Here is a 16766-nt window from a genome sequence, read left to right as displayed (position 1 = left end):
GACTCCGCCACTCCCCCGAGGGGCGCTGCAGCGGCGAGGGCCGCGAGGCTCGGGGGAACGGCGCGACATTTTCAACGGCGCCCATTCGCTAACCACGAATGGAGAGAGCAATGAACGCACAACCGGAAGCGTTGCAGGATTACAAGGTCGCGGATATTTCCCTGGCCCAATGGGGCCGTTCGGAAATCGAGATCGCGGAAACCGAAATGCCGGCACTGATGGCGATCCGCGCCAAGTATCGTGCCGATCAGCCGCTGAAAGGTGCCCGTATCATCGGCTGCATTCACATGACCATCCAGACCGCGGTGTTGATCGAAACGTTGAAGGAACTGGGCGCGGAAGTGCGCTGGTCCAGCTGCAACATCTTTTCCACCCAGGATCACGCCGCCGCCGCCATCGCCGCCTCCGGCGTACCGGTGTTCGCCTGGAAGGGCGAAACCGAGGAAGAGTACATGTGGTGCATCGAACAGACCTGCCGCGACGGCGACGGCAATCTGTGGGACGCCAACATGATCCTGGACGACGGCGGTGACCTGACCGCCTATATTCACGACACTTACCCGGAGATGCTGAATAACATCCACGGCATCACCGAGGAGACCACCACCGGCGTGCATCGTCTGTATGACATGCTCAAGAAAGGCACCCTCAAGGTACCGGCGGTGAACGTGAACGACTCCGTCACCAAGAGCAAGAACGACAACAAGTACGGTTGTCGTCATTCGCTCAACGACGCCATCAAACGCGGCACCGATCACCTGCTCTCCGGCAAGAAAGCACTGGTGGTGGGCTACGGTGACGTGGGCAAGGGGTCCGCCCAGTCCCTGCGCCAGGAAGGCATGATCGTCAAAGTGACCGAGGTCGACCCGATCTGCGCCATGCAGGCCTGCATGGACGGCTTTGAAGTGGTGAGTGCTTATAAAAACGGCGTCAACGACGGCACCGCCGCCTCCATCAATAGCGACCTGCTCGGCAACACCGATCTGCTGGTCACCACCACCGGTAACTTCAACGTCTGTGACGCCAACATGCTCAAGGCTCTGAAGAAAGGCGCGGTGGTGTGCAACATCGGCCACTTCGACAATGAAGTGGACACCGCCTTCATGCGCAAGACCTGGGAATGGGAAGAAGTGAAGCCGCAGGTCCATAAGGTATGGCGCGACAAAGCGGAGGGCGACTTTCTGTTGCTGCTTTCCGAAGGCCGCCTGGTGAACCTGGGCAACGCCACCGGCCACCCCAGCCGGATCATGGACGGCTCCTTCGCCAACCAGGTACTGGCGCAGATGTACTTGTTCGATCAGGGCTACGCCAACCATTCCGACGCGGTGAAGGAAAAGATGCTGAAGGTGGAAGTGCTGCCCAAGCATCTCGACGAAGAAGTGGCCATGTACATGGTGCAGGGCTTTGGTGGCGTGGTGACCAGGCTGACCGCCGAGCAGGCCGGCTACATCGGCGTCAGCGTCGACGGCCCGTACAAGCCGGATCATTACAAGTACTAAGGCTTCCACGCGGCACGCTGACACGCATACACGCCAAGAAAGCGTGTCAGCGTGTTGCGTGCTGGCGTGTATGCCTCGCGAAGCGAGTTTTCTATGAAACGCATCAGTTTCGAGTTCTTCCCGCCGAAAACGGATGAAGGACGTACCAAACTGCTGACCACACAGCAAAAACTGCTGGCGAAGAAGCCGGCGTTTTTTTCCTGCACCTTCGGCGCCGGCGGCTCCACCCGTGACAACACCCGTGAAATGGTCGACAAACTGCGCGAGCAGCACGCCGATACCGCGCCGCACCTGAGCTGCATCGGTCAGAGCCGGGAGGAAATCCTGGAGTTGGTGCGCGGTTACCGTGACAGCGGCGTGCGCCGTATCGTCGCCTTGCGTGGCGATCTGCCCTCGGGCATGGGCTATGCGCAAAGCGAAGTGAAATACGCCGATGACCTGGTCCGTCTGATCCGCGAGGAAACCGGCAACCATTTCACTCTGGAAGTGGCCGCCTATCCGGAAATGCACCCACAGGCGCGCAGCTTCGAAGACGACATCGCTCACTTCAAGCGCAAGATCGATGCCGGCGCCAACAGCGGGCTGACCCAATACTTCTATAACGCCGACGCCTACGGCTACTACATGGACGCCCTGCGGCGCACCGGCTGCGACGCTCCGGTCTACCCGGGCATCATGCCGATCCTCAATGTGGCCAATCTGATCCGCTTTTCCGGCGTCTGCGGCGCCGACATTCCACGCTGGCTGCGCAGCAAGCTGGACGATATCAAGGACGACGAACAAGCGGTAAAGGCCTTCGGCGAGGAAGTGGTGACCCGCTTGTGCGAGCGCCTGCTGGCCATGGGCGCGCCGGGCCTGCACTTTTACACCATGAACCAGTCCCAGGCGAGCCTGCGTATTCTGGACAACCTGGGCCTGTAATCCCGCCCCGCCCCCGGGCGGCTTCGGCCGCCCTCCCGGGCTCATACCCCATGGTTGTATGCCGATATGCCCATATAGCCCAACGGTATTTTCCCCGCCGGCCCGCCCTTCCTATTCTGGATGAAACACGGTTTTCGCTACCGGCAGGAGGTGCATCATGGCCGTACGCGCTTTGACCGAGTTGCTTGACCGCAACCAGGTGAACTACCACTGCTACAACCATCCCCCCACCGCCACCGCGGCGCAGACCGCGCAATCCACGCACATCCCTGGTGATCACATGGCGAAAACGGTGATCGTGTCCGTGGATGGCGAACTGGCCATGGCCCTGTTGTCTGCCAATGAATACGTGGACCCGGATCGTCTGCGCCAGGCCCTGGGCGCCCGCCACCTGTCACTGGCCCGGGAAGACCAGTTCAGGGACCGCTTTCCGCTCTGTGAAGTGGGTGGCGAGCCGCCGTTCGGCACCCTTTACGACATGCGCGTCTTCATTGATGAAAGCCTGCTCAAGCAGGATTGGCTGGCGTTCAACGCCGGCTCCCATACGGAAGTGATCAAGATGGGCATGGGGGATTTCCTCAAATTGAGCCACCCGGAATCCATCTCCTTCGCCATGCATCACTAACGCGGAACAAGGACGGGCAAACCGCCAGGGATTGGCGCTAGCGAATCCGGTTCTCGATGAGGAAATCGACGAATTGACGCACCTTGGGCGACAAGTGTCGATGACGGGGATAAACCACCCACACCGCGGTGTGGCCGCACGCGTATTGATCCAACACGGACACCAGCCGCCCGGAGGCCAGATCCTCTTCCACGTAGTAATCCGGTAACTGCGCCAGTCCCAGCCCTTTGCGCACCGCGTCAAGCAGCGCCAGACCGGAATTGGCGCGCCAGCCGCCCTGGACCCGCTGGGTGCGATGCTGCCCTTCCACATCGAAGGTCCAATGATCCAGGGAGCCGTGCAGGCAATTGTGCGCCGCCAGTTCCCCCAGGGTATGGGGGCGGGCGTGCCGTTCGAAATACTCCGCCGAGCCAACAACGTACTCCCGGCGGTCACACAGGCGCCGGGCGATCAAGGACGAATCCGGCAGCGCGCCGGTGCGGATCGCCACATCGAAGCCTTCGTCAACGATATCCACGCGCCGGTTGGTGAACTCCATATGGACCTGCAAGCGGCTATGACGCGCGAGGAAGTCGTTGACCACCGGCGCGATGTACTTCTCACCGAAGGTGGAAGCGCAGGTCAGCCGCAGCACCCCGGAAGGTTGTTGCTGATAATCACCAATCGCCGCCAGGGCCTCCTGGAAGCCGTCGAACAACTGGGCACAGTGCTCGAAATACACCGAACCCGCATCGGTGAGCCGCAAGGTCCGGGTGGTACGGTACAAGAGTTGGGTTTCCAGCTGGGTTTCCAGACGTGCCACCAGTCGGCTGACATGGGAACTGGACACCCCCAATCGCTTGGCGGCACCGGCAAAGGACCCGCGTCGCACCACTTCCACGAACGCCTCGATACGATCCCAATGCTGCATTATTGCTCCCAGGCAATAATCAATTGCACCATAATGCCTTAATCCTCCCCCCCACGCTGCACTACACTGCCAGCATCCTCTGATAATCGCGGAAGCGGCTGATGCCCCCGGTCAGCCCCCGCGAATCGCGCACCCAGCCTGAAGATGGAGAGAAACATGAAATCAAGAGCCGCCGTAGCCTGGGAAGCAGGCAAACCCCTGGTGATCGAGGAAGTGGACGTGGCCGGCCCCAAGGCCGGTGAGGTGCTGGTGAAAATCGCCGCCACCGGTGTCTGCCATACCGATGCCTATACCCTGTCCGGCACCGATCCCGAAGGCCTGTTTCCCTCCATCCTCGGCCACGAAGGCGCCGGCGTGGTGCAGGAAGTGGGCGAAGGCGTCACCAGCCTGAAACCCGGTGACCATGTGATTCCGCTGTACACCGCCGAGTGCCGCAAGTGCAAGTTCTGCCTCTCCGGCAAGACCAACCTGTGCCAGGCGGTGCGCGCCACCCAGGGCCAGGGCCTGATGCCCGACGGCACCAGCCGTTTCTCCCATAAAGGCAAGATGCTGCATCACTACATGGGCACCAGCACCTTCTCCGAGTACACCGTGCTGCCGGAAATCTCCCTGGCCAAGGTGAGCAAGGAAGCGCCGCTGGACAAGATCTGTCTGCTCGGCTGTGGCATCACCACAGGTATCGGCGCGGTGCTGAACACCGCCAAGGTGGAGCCGGGCTCCACTGTAGCGGTGTTCGGTCTCGGCGGTATCGGTCTGGCCGTGATCCAGGGCGCGGTGATGGCCCAGGCGGAACGCATCATCGCCATCGACATCAACCCGGAGAAAGAAGCCCTGGCCCGCCAATTCGGCGCCACCGAGTTCGTCAATCCGAAAGACCACAGCGCCTCGATCCAGGAAGTGATCGTCGAGTTGACCGACGGTGGCGTGGACTACTCCTTCGAATGCATCGGTAACGTCAACGTCATGCGCTCGGCGCTGGAATGCTGCCACAAGGGCTGGGGTGAATCGGTGGTCATCGGTGTCGCCGGCGCCGGCGAGGAAATCAGCACCCGCCCGTTCCAGCTGGTCACCGGACGTGTCTGGAAGGGTTCCGCTTTCGGCGGGGTGAAGGGCCGAACCGAACTGCCCGGCTATGTGGAGCGCTACATGAAAGGCGAAATCATGATCGATGAGTTCGTCACCCACACCATGCCGCTGGACGAGATCAACACCGCCTTTGATCTGATGCACGAAGGCAAAAGCATTCGCTCGGTGATTCTTTACTAAGGCGCGCCCACACGCTTACACGCAACACGCTGGCACGCTAAGCCCGGGGCTCACACCGTCTTTGCGTGCAAGCGTGGAGCGTGCAAGCAATCTTTCGGAGAAAGAACATGTCCGACGAACTGGAACTGATCTCCGCCACCAAGTCCTTCGGCGGCTGGCTGAAACGCTACAAGCATCGCAGTGAAGCGCTGCACTGCGAAATGATCTTCGCCATCTACCTGCCACCAGCGGCGGAAGAAAAGTCCGTGCCTTTGCTGTGGTGGTTGTCCGGACTCACCTGCACCGACGAAAACTTCATGCAGAAAGCCGGCGCCCAGCGCATAGCCGCGGAGCTGGGCATTGCCATCGTCTGCCCGGATACCAGCCCCCGTGGCACCGATCTCCCCGGAGAACACGAGCGCTATGATTTCGGCTCCGGCGCCGGTTTCTATGTCAACGCCACCGAATCGCCCTGGAACCGCCACTACCACATGTACGACTACGTCACCGGGGAGCTGCCGGCCCTGCTGGAAGCGCACTTCCCGCTGAATGGCAAGGCGGCCATTAGCGGCCACTCCATGGGCGGGCACGGCGCTTTGATCTGCGCCCTCAAGAACCCGGGACGTTACACTTCGGTATCCGCGTTCGCCCCGATCTGCAACCCGAGTCAGTGCCCCTGGGGCGAGTTCGCGTTCAGCGGATATTTGGGTAAGGATCAGAGCAACTGGCGGGAATGGGATGCCTGTGAGCTGGTTAAAAGCCGCGGCAGCAACCTGGCGCTGATGGTTGATCAGGGGGACGCCGATAATTTCTACCAGGACGGACAGCTGCGGCCGGAAGCCTTACAGGCCGCCTGCAAGGAAGCGGAAGTGCCGCTGACATTGCGCATGCAACCCGGTTACGACCATTCCTATTTCTTCATCGCCAGCTTTATTGACGATCATTTGCGCTATCACGCGCATCATCTGCGCAGCGCCTGATCGGTCAAACAGGATCGCGGCTCGCGGGCCCGACCACGAAGCCACTGTAGGAGCTTGCCTGCAAGCGAATCGGCTTTCGACCCAAACAATTCGCTTGCAGGCAAGCTCCTACAGTGGCTTCGTAGTGGGGTTTGGCTGACCCGGGGATCAGCCCTTCGGCTTCAACGAATCCAGCAGCAACATGCTGCCGGCTTTCACCGCGGTGGTGATCGCCAGCGCCGGGTTCTTGATCTCGAACTTGGGATTGTGGTTCAGCGGCGGCAACTTGCCGGTTTCCATGTAGACCTTGGTCACGTCCGGAGCACCACCACCCACTTCCATGAACAGCGTCTTGGTATTCTCCAGCCCGGATACCAGCAGCGGAAAATCCTCGGATCCCATTACCGGCGGGAAGCCCGGCATCAGCGCCTTCTCACCCAACACCGAGGCCAGTACCGGCTTGGCCCAGTCCACCAGGGCTTCATCGTTATAGACCGGCTCGGCGTAGCCTTTCATGGTGTATTCCGGCATACGGTCCTCGGGGACTCCGGCAGCCGTGGCCAGACCGTTGGTTTCCCGTTTGATCGCACTGATCAACTGCTCACGGACCGGCTTCTCGTACCAGCGCAGGTTCAGCTTGAGCACGCCGTTGTCCGGAATCACATTGTTGGCCTCACCGATCTGCACACTGCCCACGGTCAACACCGCCGGCTGTTGCGGATCCACATTACGGCTGACGATGGTCTGGTAAGCCATCACCGAACGAGCCCCCAGCACCACCGGATCAATGGTGTGTTGCGGCGAGGAGCCGTGGCCGCCGACGCCATGCAGGGTCACATCCAGAGCGTCGGAGCCGGCCATGCGGCGACCGGCACGCACCGCCACCGTGCCCGATGCCCAGATCGGGAAGACGTGGGCGGCGATCAGCAATTCCGGCTCCGGCACCTTGTCGTAAAGGCCGTCGTCCACCATGGCCTGGGCGCCTTCGATCAACTCCTCCGCCGGCTGCGCCACCAGCACCAGGGTGCCGGACCAGTCCTTGCGGGTCTCCTTCATTACCTGGGCGATGCCCAACAACCAACTGACATGGCTGTCATGACCACAGGCGTGCATGACATAGGTCTGGCTGCCGTCCGGCAGGGTCACCTGCTTGTCACTGGCATAAGGCAGATCGGTGTCTTCCTTCACCGGCAGCGCATCCATGTCGCTGCGGAACATGACCACCGGACCGTCACCGTTCTCAAGCACCGCGGCGATGCCGGTACCGCCGATACCGGTATGCACCTTATACCCAAGCTTGTTGAGACGCTTGGCCACCATGGCGGCGGTCTCGGTTTCGTGGAAACCCAGCTCCGGATTGGCGTGCAGATGCTTGAAGGTCTTTTCCAGTTCGCCACTCTGAGCTTCGGCCAGCTGCTGCACCCGTTCCACCAGACCGGCATCGGCGGCATGAACAGCAGTGCCCGCCAACAGCACGGCGGCGGCCAGAGGGGCTCGAATCGCGGATCTCAGGTTCATGGTCTCTCCTTGTGCTCTTTCTTATGTTCTTGTGATACGCCAACAGGCATCCGAATACTGTTCCCCATACCGGCGGGTCTGCCAAGTGCAAAAGACGACGAATTGGTTAAGAAGGTCTGACGTCAGACGTCCGACCCACAAGCCTTACCGCCACCGCGCCACGGTACATTCGCCAGGCCATCACCCCGGCCAATACATTGCCCAGGGCGGCCCCCAGCGCGAGGCCGGTAAAACCGGCCAGCACCGACCCCAACCACAGCAAGGGGAGATAACAGGCGAACAGGCGCAGGAACGAGATCCCCATGGCCCGCCAGGGCCAGCCCAGGGCGTTGCTGGCCGAAACCACCAGCATGCAGACACCCAGCAGGCCATAACTGGGCGGCAGGAAGCGAATCAGGATAGTAAGGGTGTCCCGCACTTCCCCGCTGGCCACCAATGCCGACGCCAGCGGCCGTGCCGCCAGGGCGAAGACCACGCCCAGCGCCAGCTGCCAAAACAGCACCATGCGCGCCGCGCCGGCCATCAGCCGCTCCACCTCGGCCCAGTTGCCGGCACCGTAACAACGGCCCAGCCAGGGCGGCAGCGCCATGGTCATGCCCAGCACCAGGACGATGGAAAAGCTCTCCAGGCGGCTGGTCAGCCCCCACGCCGCCACCGCGCTTTCGCCAAGGCGCGCCACCAGGCCGGTGGCCAGCATCGAGGCCAGTGGCGGCATCAACTGGCTGATCATGGCCGGGCCGGCAATGTGGGCGAACGGCAGCGCCGAGGCACGCGCTTCCCGCCAGGCCCCCACCCGCTCCAACCAGCCACGGCCGCGCAGCGCCCAGGCCACCGCCAGCACGCCGCAGCCAAACGCCAGCAAAGACGCCCAGGCGGCGCCGATCAGCCCCAGCCCCGGCCAGGAGCCGATGCCGAAGATCAGTAACGGGTCCAGACACAGGTTGATCAGGCTGGTGACCACCATCATGGTGCCGGGAAAACGGGTATTACCGTGCGCCCGAAACAGGCTGTAACCAAAGTACGCCAGGGCGCCCAGCCAGGAAGCCACCACCTGCACGGTCCAGAATGGCCGGATCAGCTCACGAATCGACTCACTGGCGCCCAGCAGAGAGAAAGCCGGCTCCTGCACCAGCCACAGCAGCGCCAGCAACAACGCCATCAGCCCGCCACCACCGGCCAGCACCAGCAATCCCAGACGTCCGGCCCGGTGCGATTCGCCGGCGCCGATGGCGCGAGAGATCAGCGCGGCGATGGCGATGCCCACGCCGACCTGCACGCCAATGCTGAGAAACACCAGTGGGAAGGTGAACGACTGCGCCGCCAGCGGCTCGGTGCCCAGGCGGGCGACAAAAACGCTGTCCACCAGATTGAACCCCAGCAGCGACATCACGCCCAGGGTCATCGGCCAGGTTTGTTGCCATATTTGGCGGGTCAGAGACTGTGATTGCACGGATCGGTCAAGGGTTGAGAGTCAGGTTGTCGCTGTCCGACAGTTTTCGGCAAGCCCAATTCGCGAGCAAGCTCGCTTCCCACAGAGAGGACTACGGAGCCGCTGTGGGAAGCGAGCTTGCTCGCGAATCGACGTGTTACGTATAAGCACCAAAGAGTAGCACAGATTCCCGGCGCGGATTATTCCGCGCCGGGCAGATAGGCGGGCGTCAGCAGACGAGAGGGTTCGCGTTCCATGATCACTTTGCCGCCGCGCACCGAGAGCAGCACCTCTCCCTGACGGCGCAGCACCGAATAATCGTCTTCGCCATCGAGCAGAATGAAATTACCCGGCTTAGCCACGGCGATGCCGTAGCGGTCATGGATGTTCAGGGTTCGCGCGCTGTTGTCGGTGATCAGATCCAACGCCTGGCTGAAATCCTGATAGCCCATCATGTGGCAGATGTGCAGCCCGAAATCCAGCGTTCGCAGCAGGCTGCCATTACCGAGGGAATACCAGGGGTCAAAAATGGAGTCCTCGCCGAAGCACACATTGATGCCCGCCGCGTTCAGTTCTTTCACCCGGGTCAGGCCGCGCCGTTTCGGATAATTGTCGAAACGCCCCTGCAGATGCAGGCTCTCGGTGGGACAGGAAATGAAGTTGATGCCGGACTGCTTGAGTAATCGGAACAGCTTGGAGCAATAGGCGTTGTCATAGGAGTGCATGGCGGTGGTGTGGCTGGCGGTGACACGCCCGCCGAGCCCGTTGAACAACGCCTCGCTGGCCAGCACTTCCAGGAAACGGGAATTGGGATCGTCGATCTCGTCGCAGTGAACGTCCACCAACCGGTCATAACGCATCGCCAGTTCGATGACTTTCTTCATCGAGGCGTTGCCCAGTTCCTGGGTGAACTCGAAATGGGGAATGCCGCCGACCACGTCGGCGCCGATTTCCAGCGCCTGCTCCATGCGCTCCAACCCGCCCGGGCTGGACAGAAGCCCCTCCTGGGGAAACGCCACCACCTGCAGGTCGATATAATCCTTCAACTCATCGCGTAATTCGCACAACGCCCGCAGCGCCACCAGGTCCGGATCGGTGGTGTCGGCGTGGGTGCGGATGTGCTGCACACCCCGTCCCACCAGCAGTTCCATGGTGCGTAGCGCGCGCTGGCGCACGTCCTCGTTGCTGAGCATGGGGCGCCGTTCGCTCCAGCGCTCAATGCCTTCGAACAGGGTGCCGCTCTGGTTCCAGGCCGGTTCACCGGCGGTAAAGGCCGCGTCCAGATGGATGTGCGGTTCCACCAGAGGCGCACAGGCCAGCCGTCTCTGACCATCCCGCTGCCCCTGTGCCGCCGCCACCGAACCCGGCTGACGCTCGATGGCGGCGAAGCGCCCCTCCTCGATACGCAAGGTGTACAGATCGGGTTGCTGACGCAGACGGACGTTGACGATTTCCATGATCACTCCAAAAACGGGCTTAAGGCTGAAAAAAGCTCACGACTGCTCCGGGACGCCCTCTGCCGCTGGCAACAGACGGGAAATCAGGGCATGAGCCAGGAAGGCCACCACCACCCCGACCACCGGCGGCAATACCGGCGAGCTCCAGGCCGCCAGGGCGCCGAGAGCGTAGGCGCCCAGGCCGGACCATTGGAAAGCCGGCAGTACCGTGCCCTGCAGAGAAGGGTATTGCCCCCGAAAACGCACCCAGAAGTCGGCCATGATCACCCCGCCCAATGGCGGAATGAAAGTTCCCAGCAGGATCAGGAACGGCACCAGCAGATCGTACATGCCGAACACCGCCAGCAGCGTACCAATGCCGGCCCCGGCGACGGTTACCACACGACGCCGGTCGGTGCGCAGCAGATTGCAGCCGGCCACCGAGAAGTTATAGATGGTATTGTCCTGAGTGGTCCAGATGTTCAGGAACAGCATCAACAGCGCCAGCACCACGAAGCCCTGGGTAATCATCACATCGACGATATCGGCCTGCTGGTAAATCAGCGTGCCCATGGCGCCGACCAGCACCATCAAACCGTTGCCGAGGAAGAACGCCGCCAGGGTGGCGATCACCGCGATACGGCCATTGCGGGCAAAGCGGCTCCAGTTGGTGGCCATGGTACCGCCACTGACAAAGGTACCGATCACCACGGTGATGGCGGCGGCGAAGCCCATATCACCGCCGCCGGCACGGGCGCTCAGTGCCGCGAAGCCACCGACATCGACCACGCCCCGATAGAGGCTGACGCCGATGAACAGCAGCATGGCCGGCACCGCGAACCGGGACAACCAGTCCAACCCGCGATACCCCACCATGGCGGTGACACAAAAACCAAAGCCGAACACCACCATCAACGGCAACTCCAGCCATTGCGGCAGCGGGGTCATGTTGACCAGAGCAATGGCGATGGTGGCGGTACCCCAGGCGTACCAGCCGATCTGGGTAAAGCCCAGCAAGCAGTCAGACAGCTTGCTGCCCTTCTCCCCGAAACAGTAGCGCCCCATCAGCACGGTGTTCAGTCCGCTGCGACAGGCAATATAGGCCAGCGCGGCGGCGTAGGCTCCCAGTAGCAGGTTGCCCACCAGGATCACCATGAGCAGTTCAGGGAACGAGAACGCGGTCCCCAGGTTGCCGCCGGCCCACATGGTGGCGGTAAAGAAGGTGAAACCGAGCAGCACCACCGAGGTGGACAGCAACCCCTTACGCTGGTCCTCGGGAACAGCGCTCAGCGGGTAATCATCGGATGAGGACATGACAAACTCCGTGACTATGAGGAAAACACGGAGCCTGGCCGTGCAACCTGCGGGCCAAATCAGTTCGCGGGCCGGCGGCCCAGCAGAGGATGCAGGCGATCGGCGCAACGACCGCTCTCCACCAGTTGCAAAAATTCATCTCCCAGGCGCCGGCTTTCATCGATGGCCATGCGCCAATAGCGTTCACGGCCGGCGTCATCATCGAGATAACGCTTGAAGTCGGTGCGATCCGGCAGCTTGCCATGCGGCAGGCTGGCCAGATACTGCGGTGACGGCGACACCAATACGGTGCGGGACAAACGCCCGGGGTCGCCATTGCGCCAGCGCAGCGGCTTGTCGAACCAGCCGGGAATCACCCGGTCGGTGAAATGCGGATACAACACCAGCCCTTCCGTGCGATACGGCAAGTCCAGATGGTAATCGAGCATGCCACCATCCCGGTAGACGCCCGGCGGGGCCCCGGGGATATCCCGTACCCCTTCCAGCACCATGGGAATGGCGGCGCTGGCCAGCAGGGCGGCACGCAGGTTGTCGGCGGTCAATGGCACATGGTGGGTGGCGAAATCCGCCAGTTGGGCCAGCGGCAGGTTGTCCTCGTCACCAGTGTAGACCAGGCCACGTTCCATGAAAGCGCCCAGCGCCCGACGGCTCAGCAAATTGCCGCCAATCACTCCGGCCAGTCCCAACCCCAACCCCAGGCCGCCGTCCCGTGTCATCAGGCCACGGCTGCGGATCACCACCACCACCAACCGATAGTCCGGGTTGTCGAGGATGGTGTGGTCCTGCTCATCAAGCAGGTCAGAGAGCATGGCGGCGCAACGGCGGGTGACTTCGTGAGCGGTAATGCCTTTGGGGAAACGCTGGCGGGTATACAGATCCGCCAATCGCGCCAGCGCCGTGGAGCGCGCGGCGCCATCCTTGCCACTGGCCACGGCGGCGAAACGCCAGCTGCCGATGGAGGCCCCGATCAAGGTGCGCTGGCGCGGCGCCCGCGACAAAAAGTCGCCGAAAATGGCCTGGTCCAGACCAGCAATCCCGATTCCCTTGGGCCCGCCGGCGGCACCGGGCAGCACCTCGATGTCTTCCGCGCGCAGCCCATGCTCGCGGATGTGCGCGATGGCCTCATCACCGGCACGAAGGATCAGGGCCGGTTCGCGGGTATGGATAGCGGGCACCGTCAACTCCTGGCGTTGGAAAGCAGGGAATACTAATCAGAATGGGGAGGTGGGGCAAAAGTGGGGGAGCATGGGGCGAGCACTTCCACACGCCGATTCGCTGGCAAGCCAGCTTCCCACAGCGGCTCCGTAGTACCCCTCCGTGGGAAGCTGGCTTGCCAGCGAATACAGCGTTTTTCGATCAGCCGTACAGGCACAGATAAGCGGTATCCACCGCCACTTTCACCTGGAAGCGCTGATCGGCCTCCACTTCGAAGGTCTCGCCGGCGGCGTAGGTGCGCCAGTCCTCCGCGCCGGGCAGCTGCACGGTAAGGGCACCGCTGACCACGGTCATGGTTTCGTGCTGGCTGGTGCCGAACTCGTAGTCGCCCGGGGCCATGACGCCGACGGTGGCGGGCTTATCCTCGGTCTGGAAGGCAATGGACGCCACCTTGGCATCGAAATACTCGTTAACCTTGAACATCGACGGTCTCCACGGAACGGGATGGGAACGGGATCAAAGGAGCGCGAGTATATACCGGAGCCGGGCGGGCGCCATAGCGGGAGAGTAATGTGGCGGGGCTTGCGCCCGCGGCGATCACCGCGGGCGAATCAGATCAATCAGTCGCGTTCATGGGGATGGCAATAAATAACCAGTCCATCCTCCGCCTCCCCCTCGGTCAGCGGCGGGTTCAGAGGATCGTTCGCCGCCAGGATCACATCGTAAGCGCGCCCGCCGCTCAACGAACAATCCACCCGGGCCAGGATCCGCTCAGTGGAGAAACCGTTGCTGACCACCACCAGATTAAGGCCACCGGCATTGGTGGTCTGATAGCCGGAATCGCCACCACGCTCCAGGTCGGAAGCGAAGTAGTTACCGGAGCCGGCATCGTTATAGCGCAGATCAAAAGAATGAGCACCGACGTTGATCGGTTCCACCGTGTTGATCACTCGGAACCGGGACGAACCAGATGTCACATCGCTTTGATCCTGCAGAATCACCACCACTCCTGTACCACCACCATCAGAAGTGTCGCCATAAGATACCGCCGTGTAGCGGCTATCATTGCTCAAGCGCTCTGATGTGCGAAACAAGCGAGCCCCACTGGAATTCACGCCTTCCAACAACACGCTGTTGTCCTCATTGTCGTTGGTATCATCGATCCGCACACTCAACTCCGGGCCCTCGTCTCCCCGCGAGTAGCCGATCCCGGTGGCGCTGTCGCTCTCGTCTTCGCCTTCCAGTGTCACGTCAACAGTCAGGGTGCTCTGATCTTCGGCCCCTTGTGTAGTCATCTGATTGTAGTAGTGCACCGACGCCGTGGTACGAAAGCGACCACCGCCATCACCATCCTCGTCCTCGCAACCGGACATGGTCATGGCCATCAAGAAAGGCAGCAGCATGGGCAGCAGCAGGAATTTCATCATTATCCCTCGTTATCACCGTTGTCGTCCTTATTTCCCCCCGGAATCCGGACTTCGGCTTCCGGCACCGACTGTTCCTCAGTGGACCCGTCCGCGGCGGCCAGGTTCCCGGCCGGCTCCACATTGAACTCCTGAATGAAGATTTGCCAGAACGAGATAAACAGACCCGCCAGCAACGGCCCCAGAGCGAAACCGGTGATACCGAACAGGGTCAATCCGCCCAGGGTGGAAAACAGCACCAGATAGTCCGGCAGCTTGGTGTCCCGGCCCACCAGAACCGGGCGCAGCAGGTTATCCACCAGACCGATGACGAAGACACCGAACAACACCAGAATCAGCGCCTCGGTGACATCTCCGATGGCGTACATATAAAGCGCCACCGGCACCCACACCAGGCTCGCCCCCAGGGCCGGAATCAACGACAGCAACGCCATCACCACCGCCCACAGCACCGCCGCCGGCATACCCAAGGCCCAGAAGATCAGGCCCCCCAGCGCCCCCTGGATCACCGCGATCACCAGGTTGCCCTTCACCGTGGCGCGGGTCACTTCAGCGAATTTGCTGAAGATCATCCGCTCCCGGTCATCGCCCAGCGGCAACGCCCGGATCAACAGGTTCACCAGCGCGGGGCCATCGCGCAGCAAAAAGAAGGTGAGATACAGCATCAGGCCGAGATTGACGAAGAACTGGAACGTATTCTGCCCCACATCCAGCGCCCGCTTGGCCAGGAACTGGCCGGCGGCCTTCAGGCCCGACATCAATTGCGCGCCGAGATCGGAGAAGTCCACTCCCAGGCGCTGCAACCAGTAATGGGCGGAGGGGAAGGCCGCTTCCAGTTTTTGCAGATAGCTGGCCGGATCGAATTCGCCCTGTTGCACGCGGTCATACACCGCCAGCCCTTCCCGAATGAAAGACGCCGCCACCACCAGCACCGGGATCACCACCACCACGATGCTCAACAGCAGGGTGATCATGGCGGCCAGATTGCGCCGCCCCGGCCAGCGCGCCAACAGGCGCCGCTGCATTGGAAAGAAGATCAGGGCCACCGCGAAGGCCCAGAACACTGGCGCATAGAAAGGGCGCAGCAGCAGCAGGAAGGCCACTGTCACCAGAATCAGAAAAGCCAGAAAAGACTGCTGCTCCAGACGCTCACGCATTCCATTGTCCTCTTTTTACCGTGGCTTTCACGGCGGAGTTGGCCCCGGCGTCAAGGCATCATGGTGGTCACCAGATAACCGGTGTAGGCCAGATAAATAACCAGCAACGCCGTGCCTTCCAGACGATTGATCCGCCCCCGCCCACGGAAGCCATACCCGAACACGAACAGCAGCAGGGTCAGACCGGTCATCACCGCCCAGTCCCGATAAAGCACCGCCGGTTCCACCGCCACCGGGTGGATCGCGCCGGCGATCCCCACCACCGCCAGGGTATTGAACAGGTTGGAGCCTAGCACATTGCCCAGCGCCAGATCGTGCTCGTTTTTGCGGATGGCCACCAGGCTGGAGGCCAGTTCCGGCAAGGAGGTGCCAATGGCCACCACGGTCAGACCGATGATCAGATCACTGACCCCCAGCGCCTGGGAAATTTCCACCGCCCCCCAGACCAACAGACGGGAACTCAGCACCAACAGGACCAACCCCAGTACCAGCCAGAACAGAGCGCGCTTCTTGCTCATCGGATGGGTGAAGGCTTCCTGGTCCACATCCCCACCAAGAGGGTCGCCTTCCCCCCGCATGCCCTGGTAGATGGACCAGCCCATCAGCAAGGCAAAAACCAGCAGCAACACCGCCGCATCCATGCGACTCACCAGGTCGTCATAAATCAGCGCCGCGGACAGCAGGGTGATCACCAGCAGTATTGGCAGCTCTTTACGCAATACGGTGGAATGCACCGCAATCGGACTGATCACCGCCACCAGACCGAGAATCAGAGCAATGTTGGTAATGTTGGAGCCATAGGCATTGCCCAATGCCAGCCCCGGATTGCCATCCGCGGCCGCCAGGGCGGACACCACCATTTCCGGCGCCGAGGTGCCAAATCCGATCACCACCATGCCGATCAGCAGGGACGGCATGCCCGCGTAACGAGCCGTGGTGGCGGCACCATCAACAAACCGGTCAGCACTCCAGACAAGAACAATCAGGCCGGCAACCACTGCCGCCACGGCAAGCCACATACTCTTTCCTCAATGTTTTTGAAACATTGCGGACCCTCCGTTTATGAAGAGGACCGCTGCTATTCGCAGTTCGCTGGCACGCCGCAATTCCGGGTCACCACGAAGCCGCTGTGGGAGCTTGCCTGCAAGCGAATCGGCACTGAAGCCCGAAAAAA

General features: G+C 61.8%; 15 protein-coding genes and 1 riboswitch. Of the genes, 5 read left to right on the top strand and 10 right to left on the bottom strand.

Annotated features, from left to right (window positions below):
* Positions 1–11: 11 nt before the first annotated feature.
* Positions 12–90: riboswitch (S-adenosyl-L-homocysteine riboswitch) on the top strand.
* Positions 91–110: 20 nt separating this feature from the next.
* The 3 genes from ahcY to MA04_RS07580 all read left to right on the top strand — a co-directional run bounded on the left by ahcY (position 111) and on the right by MA04_RS07580 (position 3045).
* Positions 111–1499 carry an adenosylhomocysteinase gene (gene ahcY / locus MA04_RS07590; protein ID WP_262459991.1) on the top strand — a complete coding sequence of 463 codons (1389 nt, stop codon included), beginning with the start codon at positions 111–113 and terminating at the stop codon, positions 1497–1499.
* A 93-nt stretch (positions 1500–1592) separates the two neighbouring features.
* On the top strand, positions 1593–2420 hold the full coding sequence (gene metF, locus MA04_RS07585; protein WP_262459990.1) for a methylenetetrahydrofolate reductase [NAD(P)H]: 828 nt from the start codon (positions 1593–1595) through the stop codon (positions 2418–2420).
* Between the two features lie 157 nt (positions 2421–2577).
* Positions 2578–3045: an aminoacyl-tRNA deacylase gene (locus MA04_RS07580; protein WP_262459989.1), complete on the top strand. Its 468-nt coding sequence runs from the start codon at positions 2578–2580 to the stop codon at positions 3043–3045.
* Between the two features lie 37 nt (positions 3046–3082).
* Here the strand turns inward: MA04_RS07580 and MA04_RS07575 are convergent, their stop codons facing one another.
* Positions 3083–3955, bottom strand: coding sequence for a LysR family transcriptional regulator (locus MA04_RS07575; protein WP_163127530.1), 873 nt, complete (start codon positions 3953–3955; stop codon positions 3083–3085).
* A 156-nt stretch (positions 3956–4111) separates the two neighbouring features.
* On the opposite strand from MA04_RS07575, the gene MA04_RS07570 reads away from it, so the two are divergent.
* Both MA04_RS07570 and fghA read left to right on the top strand, forming a co-directional pair.
* A complete protein-coding gene (locus tag MA04_RS07570) occupies positions 4112–5221 on the top strand; it encodes an S-(hydroxymethyl)glutathione dehydrogenase/class III alcohol dehydrogenase (protein ID WP_163127528.1) in 1110 nt (369 codons plus the stop codon).
* A gap of 107 nt (positions 5222–5328) precedes the next feature.
* Positions 5329–6180 (top strand): S-formylglutathione hydrolase, encoded by an 852-nt coding sequence (gene fghA / locus MA04_RS07565; RefSeq protein WP_316252586.1) that lies wholly within the window; start codon positions 5329–5331, stop codon positions 6178–6180.
* 147 nt (positions 6181–6327) lie between these two features.
* Here fghA and MA04_RS07560 read toward each other — a convergent pair whose 3' ends face one another.
* From MA04_RS07560 to MA04_RS07520, 9 genes are all read right to left on the bottom strand, one after another.
* The gene (locus MA04_RS07560; protein WP_163127524.1) at positions 6328–7677 is read right to left on the bottom strand and encodes an amidohydrolase; all 1350 of its coding nucleotides are present in this window, start codon (positions 7675–7677) and stop codon (positions 6328–6330) included.
* A gap of 106 nt (positions 7678–7783) precedes the next feature.
* Entirely contained in the window at positions 7784–9079 is a 1296-nt protein-coding gene (locus tag MA04_RS07555) for an MATE family efflux transporter (protein ID WP_262460020.1), read from the bottom strand.
* A 227-nt stretch (positions 9080–9306) separates the two neighbouring features.
* The gene (gene codA / locus MA04_RS07550) at positions 9307–10563 is read right to left on the bottom strand and encodes a cytosine deaminase (protein WP_262459988.1); all 1257 of its coding nucleotides are present in this window, start codon (positions 10561–10563) and stop codon (positions 9307–9309) included.
* 36 nt (positions 10564–10599) lie between these two features.
* Positions 10600–11856, bottom strand: coding sequence for a cytosine permease (codB, locus tag MA04_RS07545; RefSeq protein WP_262459987.1), 1257 nt, complete (start codon positions 11854–11856; stop codon positions 10600–10602).
* Positions 11857–11915: 59 nt separating this feature from the next.
* Complete coding sequence (locus MA04_RS07540) at positions 11916–13031, bottom strand: patatin-like phospholipase family protein (RefSeq protein WP_262459986.1); 1116 nt, start codon at positions 13029–13031, stop codon at positions 11916–11918.
* 181 nt (positions 13032–13212) lie between these two features.
* Entirely contained in the window at positions 13213–13494 is a 282-nt protein-coding gene (ppnP, locus tag MA04_RS07535; protein ID WP_022997080.1) for a pyrimidine/purine nucleoside phosphorylase, read from the bottom strand.
* 137 nt (positions 13495–13631) lie between these two features.
* Positions 13632–14438 (bottom strand): hypothetical protein, encoded by an 807-nt coding sequence (locus tag MA04_RS07530; protein WP_262459985.1) that lies wholly within the window; start codon positions 14436–14438, stop codon positions 13632–13634.
* Positions 14438–15592, bottom strand: coding sequence for an AI-2E family transporter (locus MA04_RS07525; protein WP_080530203.1), 1155 nt, complete (start codon positions 15590–15592; stop codon positions 14438–14440). The genes MA04_RS07530 and MA04_RS07525 overlap by 1 nt, the downstream gene beginning before the upstream one ends.
* 50 nt (positions 15593–15642) lie before the next feature.
* Entirely contained in the window at positions 15643–16611 is a 969-nt protein-coding gene (locus tag MA04_RS07520; protein WP_163127514.1) for a calcium/sodium antiporter, read from the bottom strand.
* Positions 16612–16766 lie beyond the last annotated feature (155 nt).

The organism is Alloalcanivorax balearicus MACL04 (genome assembly GCF_025532145.1).
In the GTDB taxonomy this organism is placed as follows: domain Bacteria; phylum Pseudomonadota; class Gammaproteobacteria; order Pseudomonadales; family Alcanivoracaceae; genus Alloalcanivorax; species Alloalcanivorax balearicus.
Note: the sequence above shows the minus strand (reverse complement) of the source record. Positions and strands in the feature narration are given on the sequence as shown.

Excerpts from the sequence above, each read along its gene's own strand:
- ahcY (WP_262459991.1), top strand. The coding sequence starts at position 111 with ATGAACGCACAACCGGAAGCGTTGCAGGATTACAAGGTCGCGGATATT.
- metF (WP_262459990.1), top strand. The coding sequence starts at position 1,593 with ATGAAACGCATCAGTTTCGAGTTCTTCCCGCCGAAAACGGATGAAGGA.
- MA04_RS07580 (WP_262459989.1), top strand. The coding sequence starts at position 2,578 with ATGGCCGTACGCGCTTTGACCGAGTTGCTTGACCGCAACCAGGTGAAC.
- MA04_RS07575 (WP_163127530.1), bottom strand. The coding sequence starts at position 3,955 with ATGCAGCATTGGGATCGTATCGAGGCGTTCGTGGAAGTGGTGCGACGC.
- MA04_RS07570 (WP_163127528.1), top strand. The coding sequence starts at position 4,112 with ATGAAATCAAGAGCCGCCGTAGCCTGGGAAGCAGGCAAACCCCTGGTG.
- fghA (WP_316252586.1), top strand. The coding sequence starts at position 5,329 with ATGTCCGACGAACTGGAACTGATCTCCGCCACCAAGTCCTTCGGCGGC.
- MA04_RS07560 (WP_163127524.1), bottom strand. The coding sequence starts at position 7,677 with ATGAACCTGAGATCCGCGATTCGAGCCCCTCTGGCCGCCGCCGTGCTG.
- MA04_RS07555 (WP_262460020.1), bottom strand. The coding sequence starts at position 9,079 with ATGACCCTGGGCGTGATGTCGCTGCTGGGGTTCAATCTGGTGGACAGC.
- codA (WP_262459988.1), bottom strand. The coding sequence starts at position 10,563 with ATGGAAATCGTCAACGTCCGTCTGCGTCAGCAACCCGATCTGTACACC.
- codB (WP_262459987.1), bottom strand. The coding sequence starts at position 11,856 with ATGTCCTCATCCGATGATTACCCGCTGAGCGCTGTTCCCGAGGACCAG.
- ppnP (WP_022997080.1), bottom strand. The coding sequence starts at position 13,494 with ATGTTCAAGGTTAACGAGTATTTCGATGCCAAGGTGGCGTCCATTGCC.
- MA04_RS07530 (WP_262459985.1), bottom strand. The coding sequence starts at position 14,438 with ATGATGAAATTCCTGCTGCTGCCCATGCTGCTGCCTTTCTTGATGGCC.
- MA04_RS07525 (WP_080530203.1), bottom strand. The coding sequence starts at position 15,592 with ATGCGTGAGCGTCTGGAGCAGCAGTCTTTTCTGGCTTTTCTGATTCTG.
- MA04_RS07520 (WP_163127514.1), bottom strand. The coding sequence starts at position 16,611 with ATGTGGCTTGCCGTGGCGGCAGTGGTTGCCGGCCTGATTGTTCTTGTC.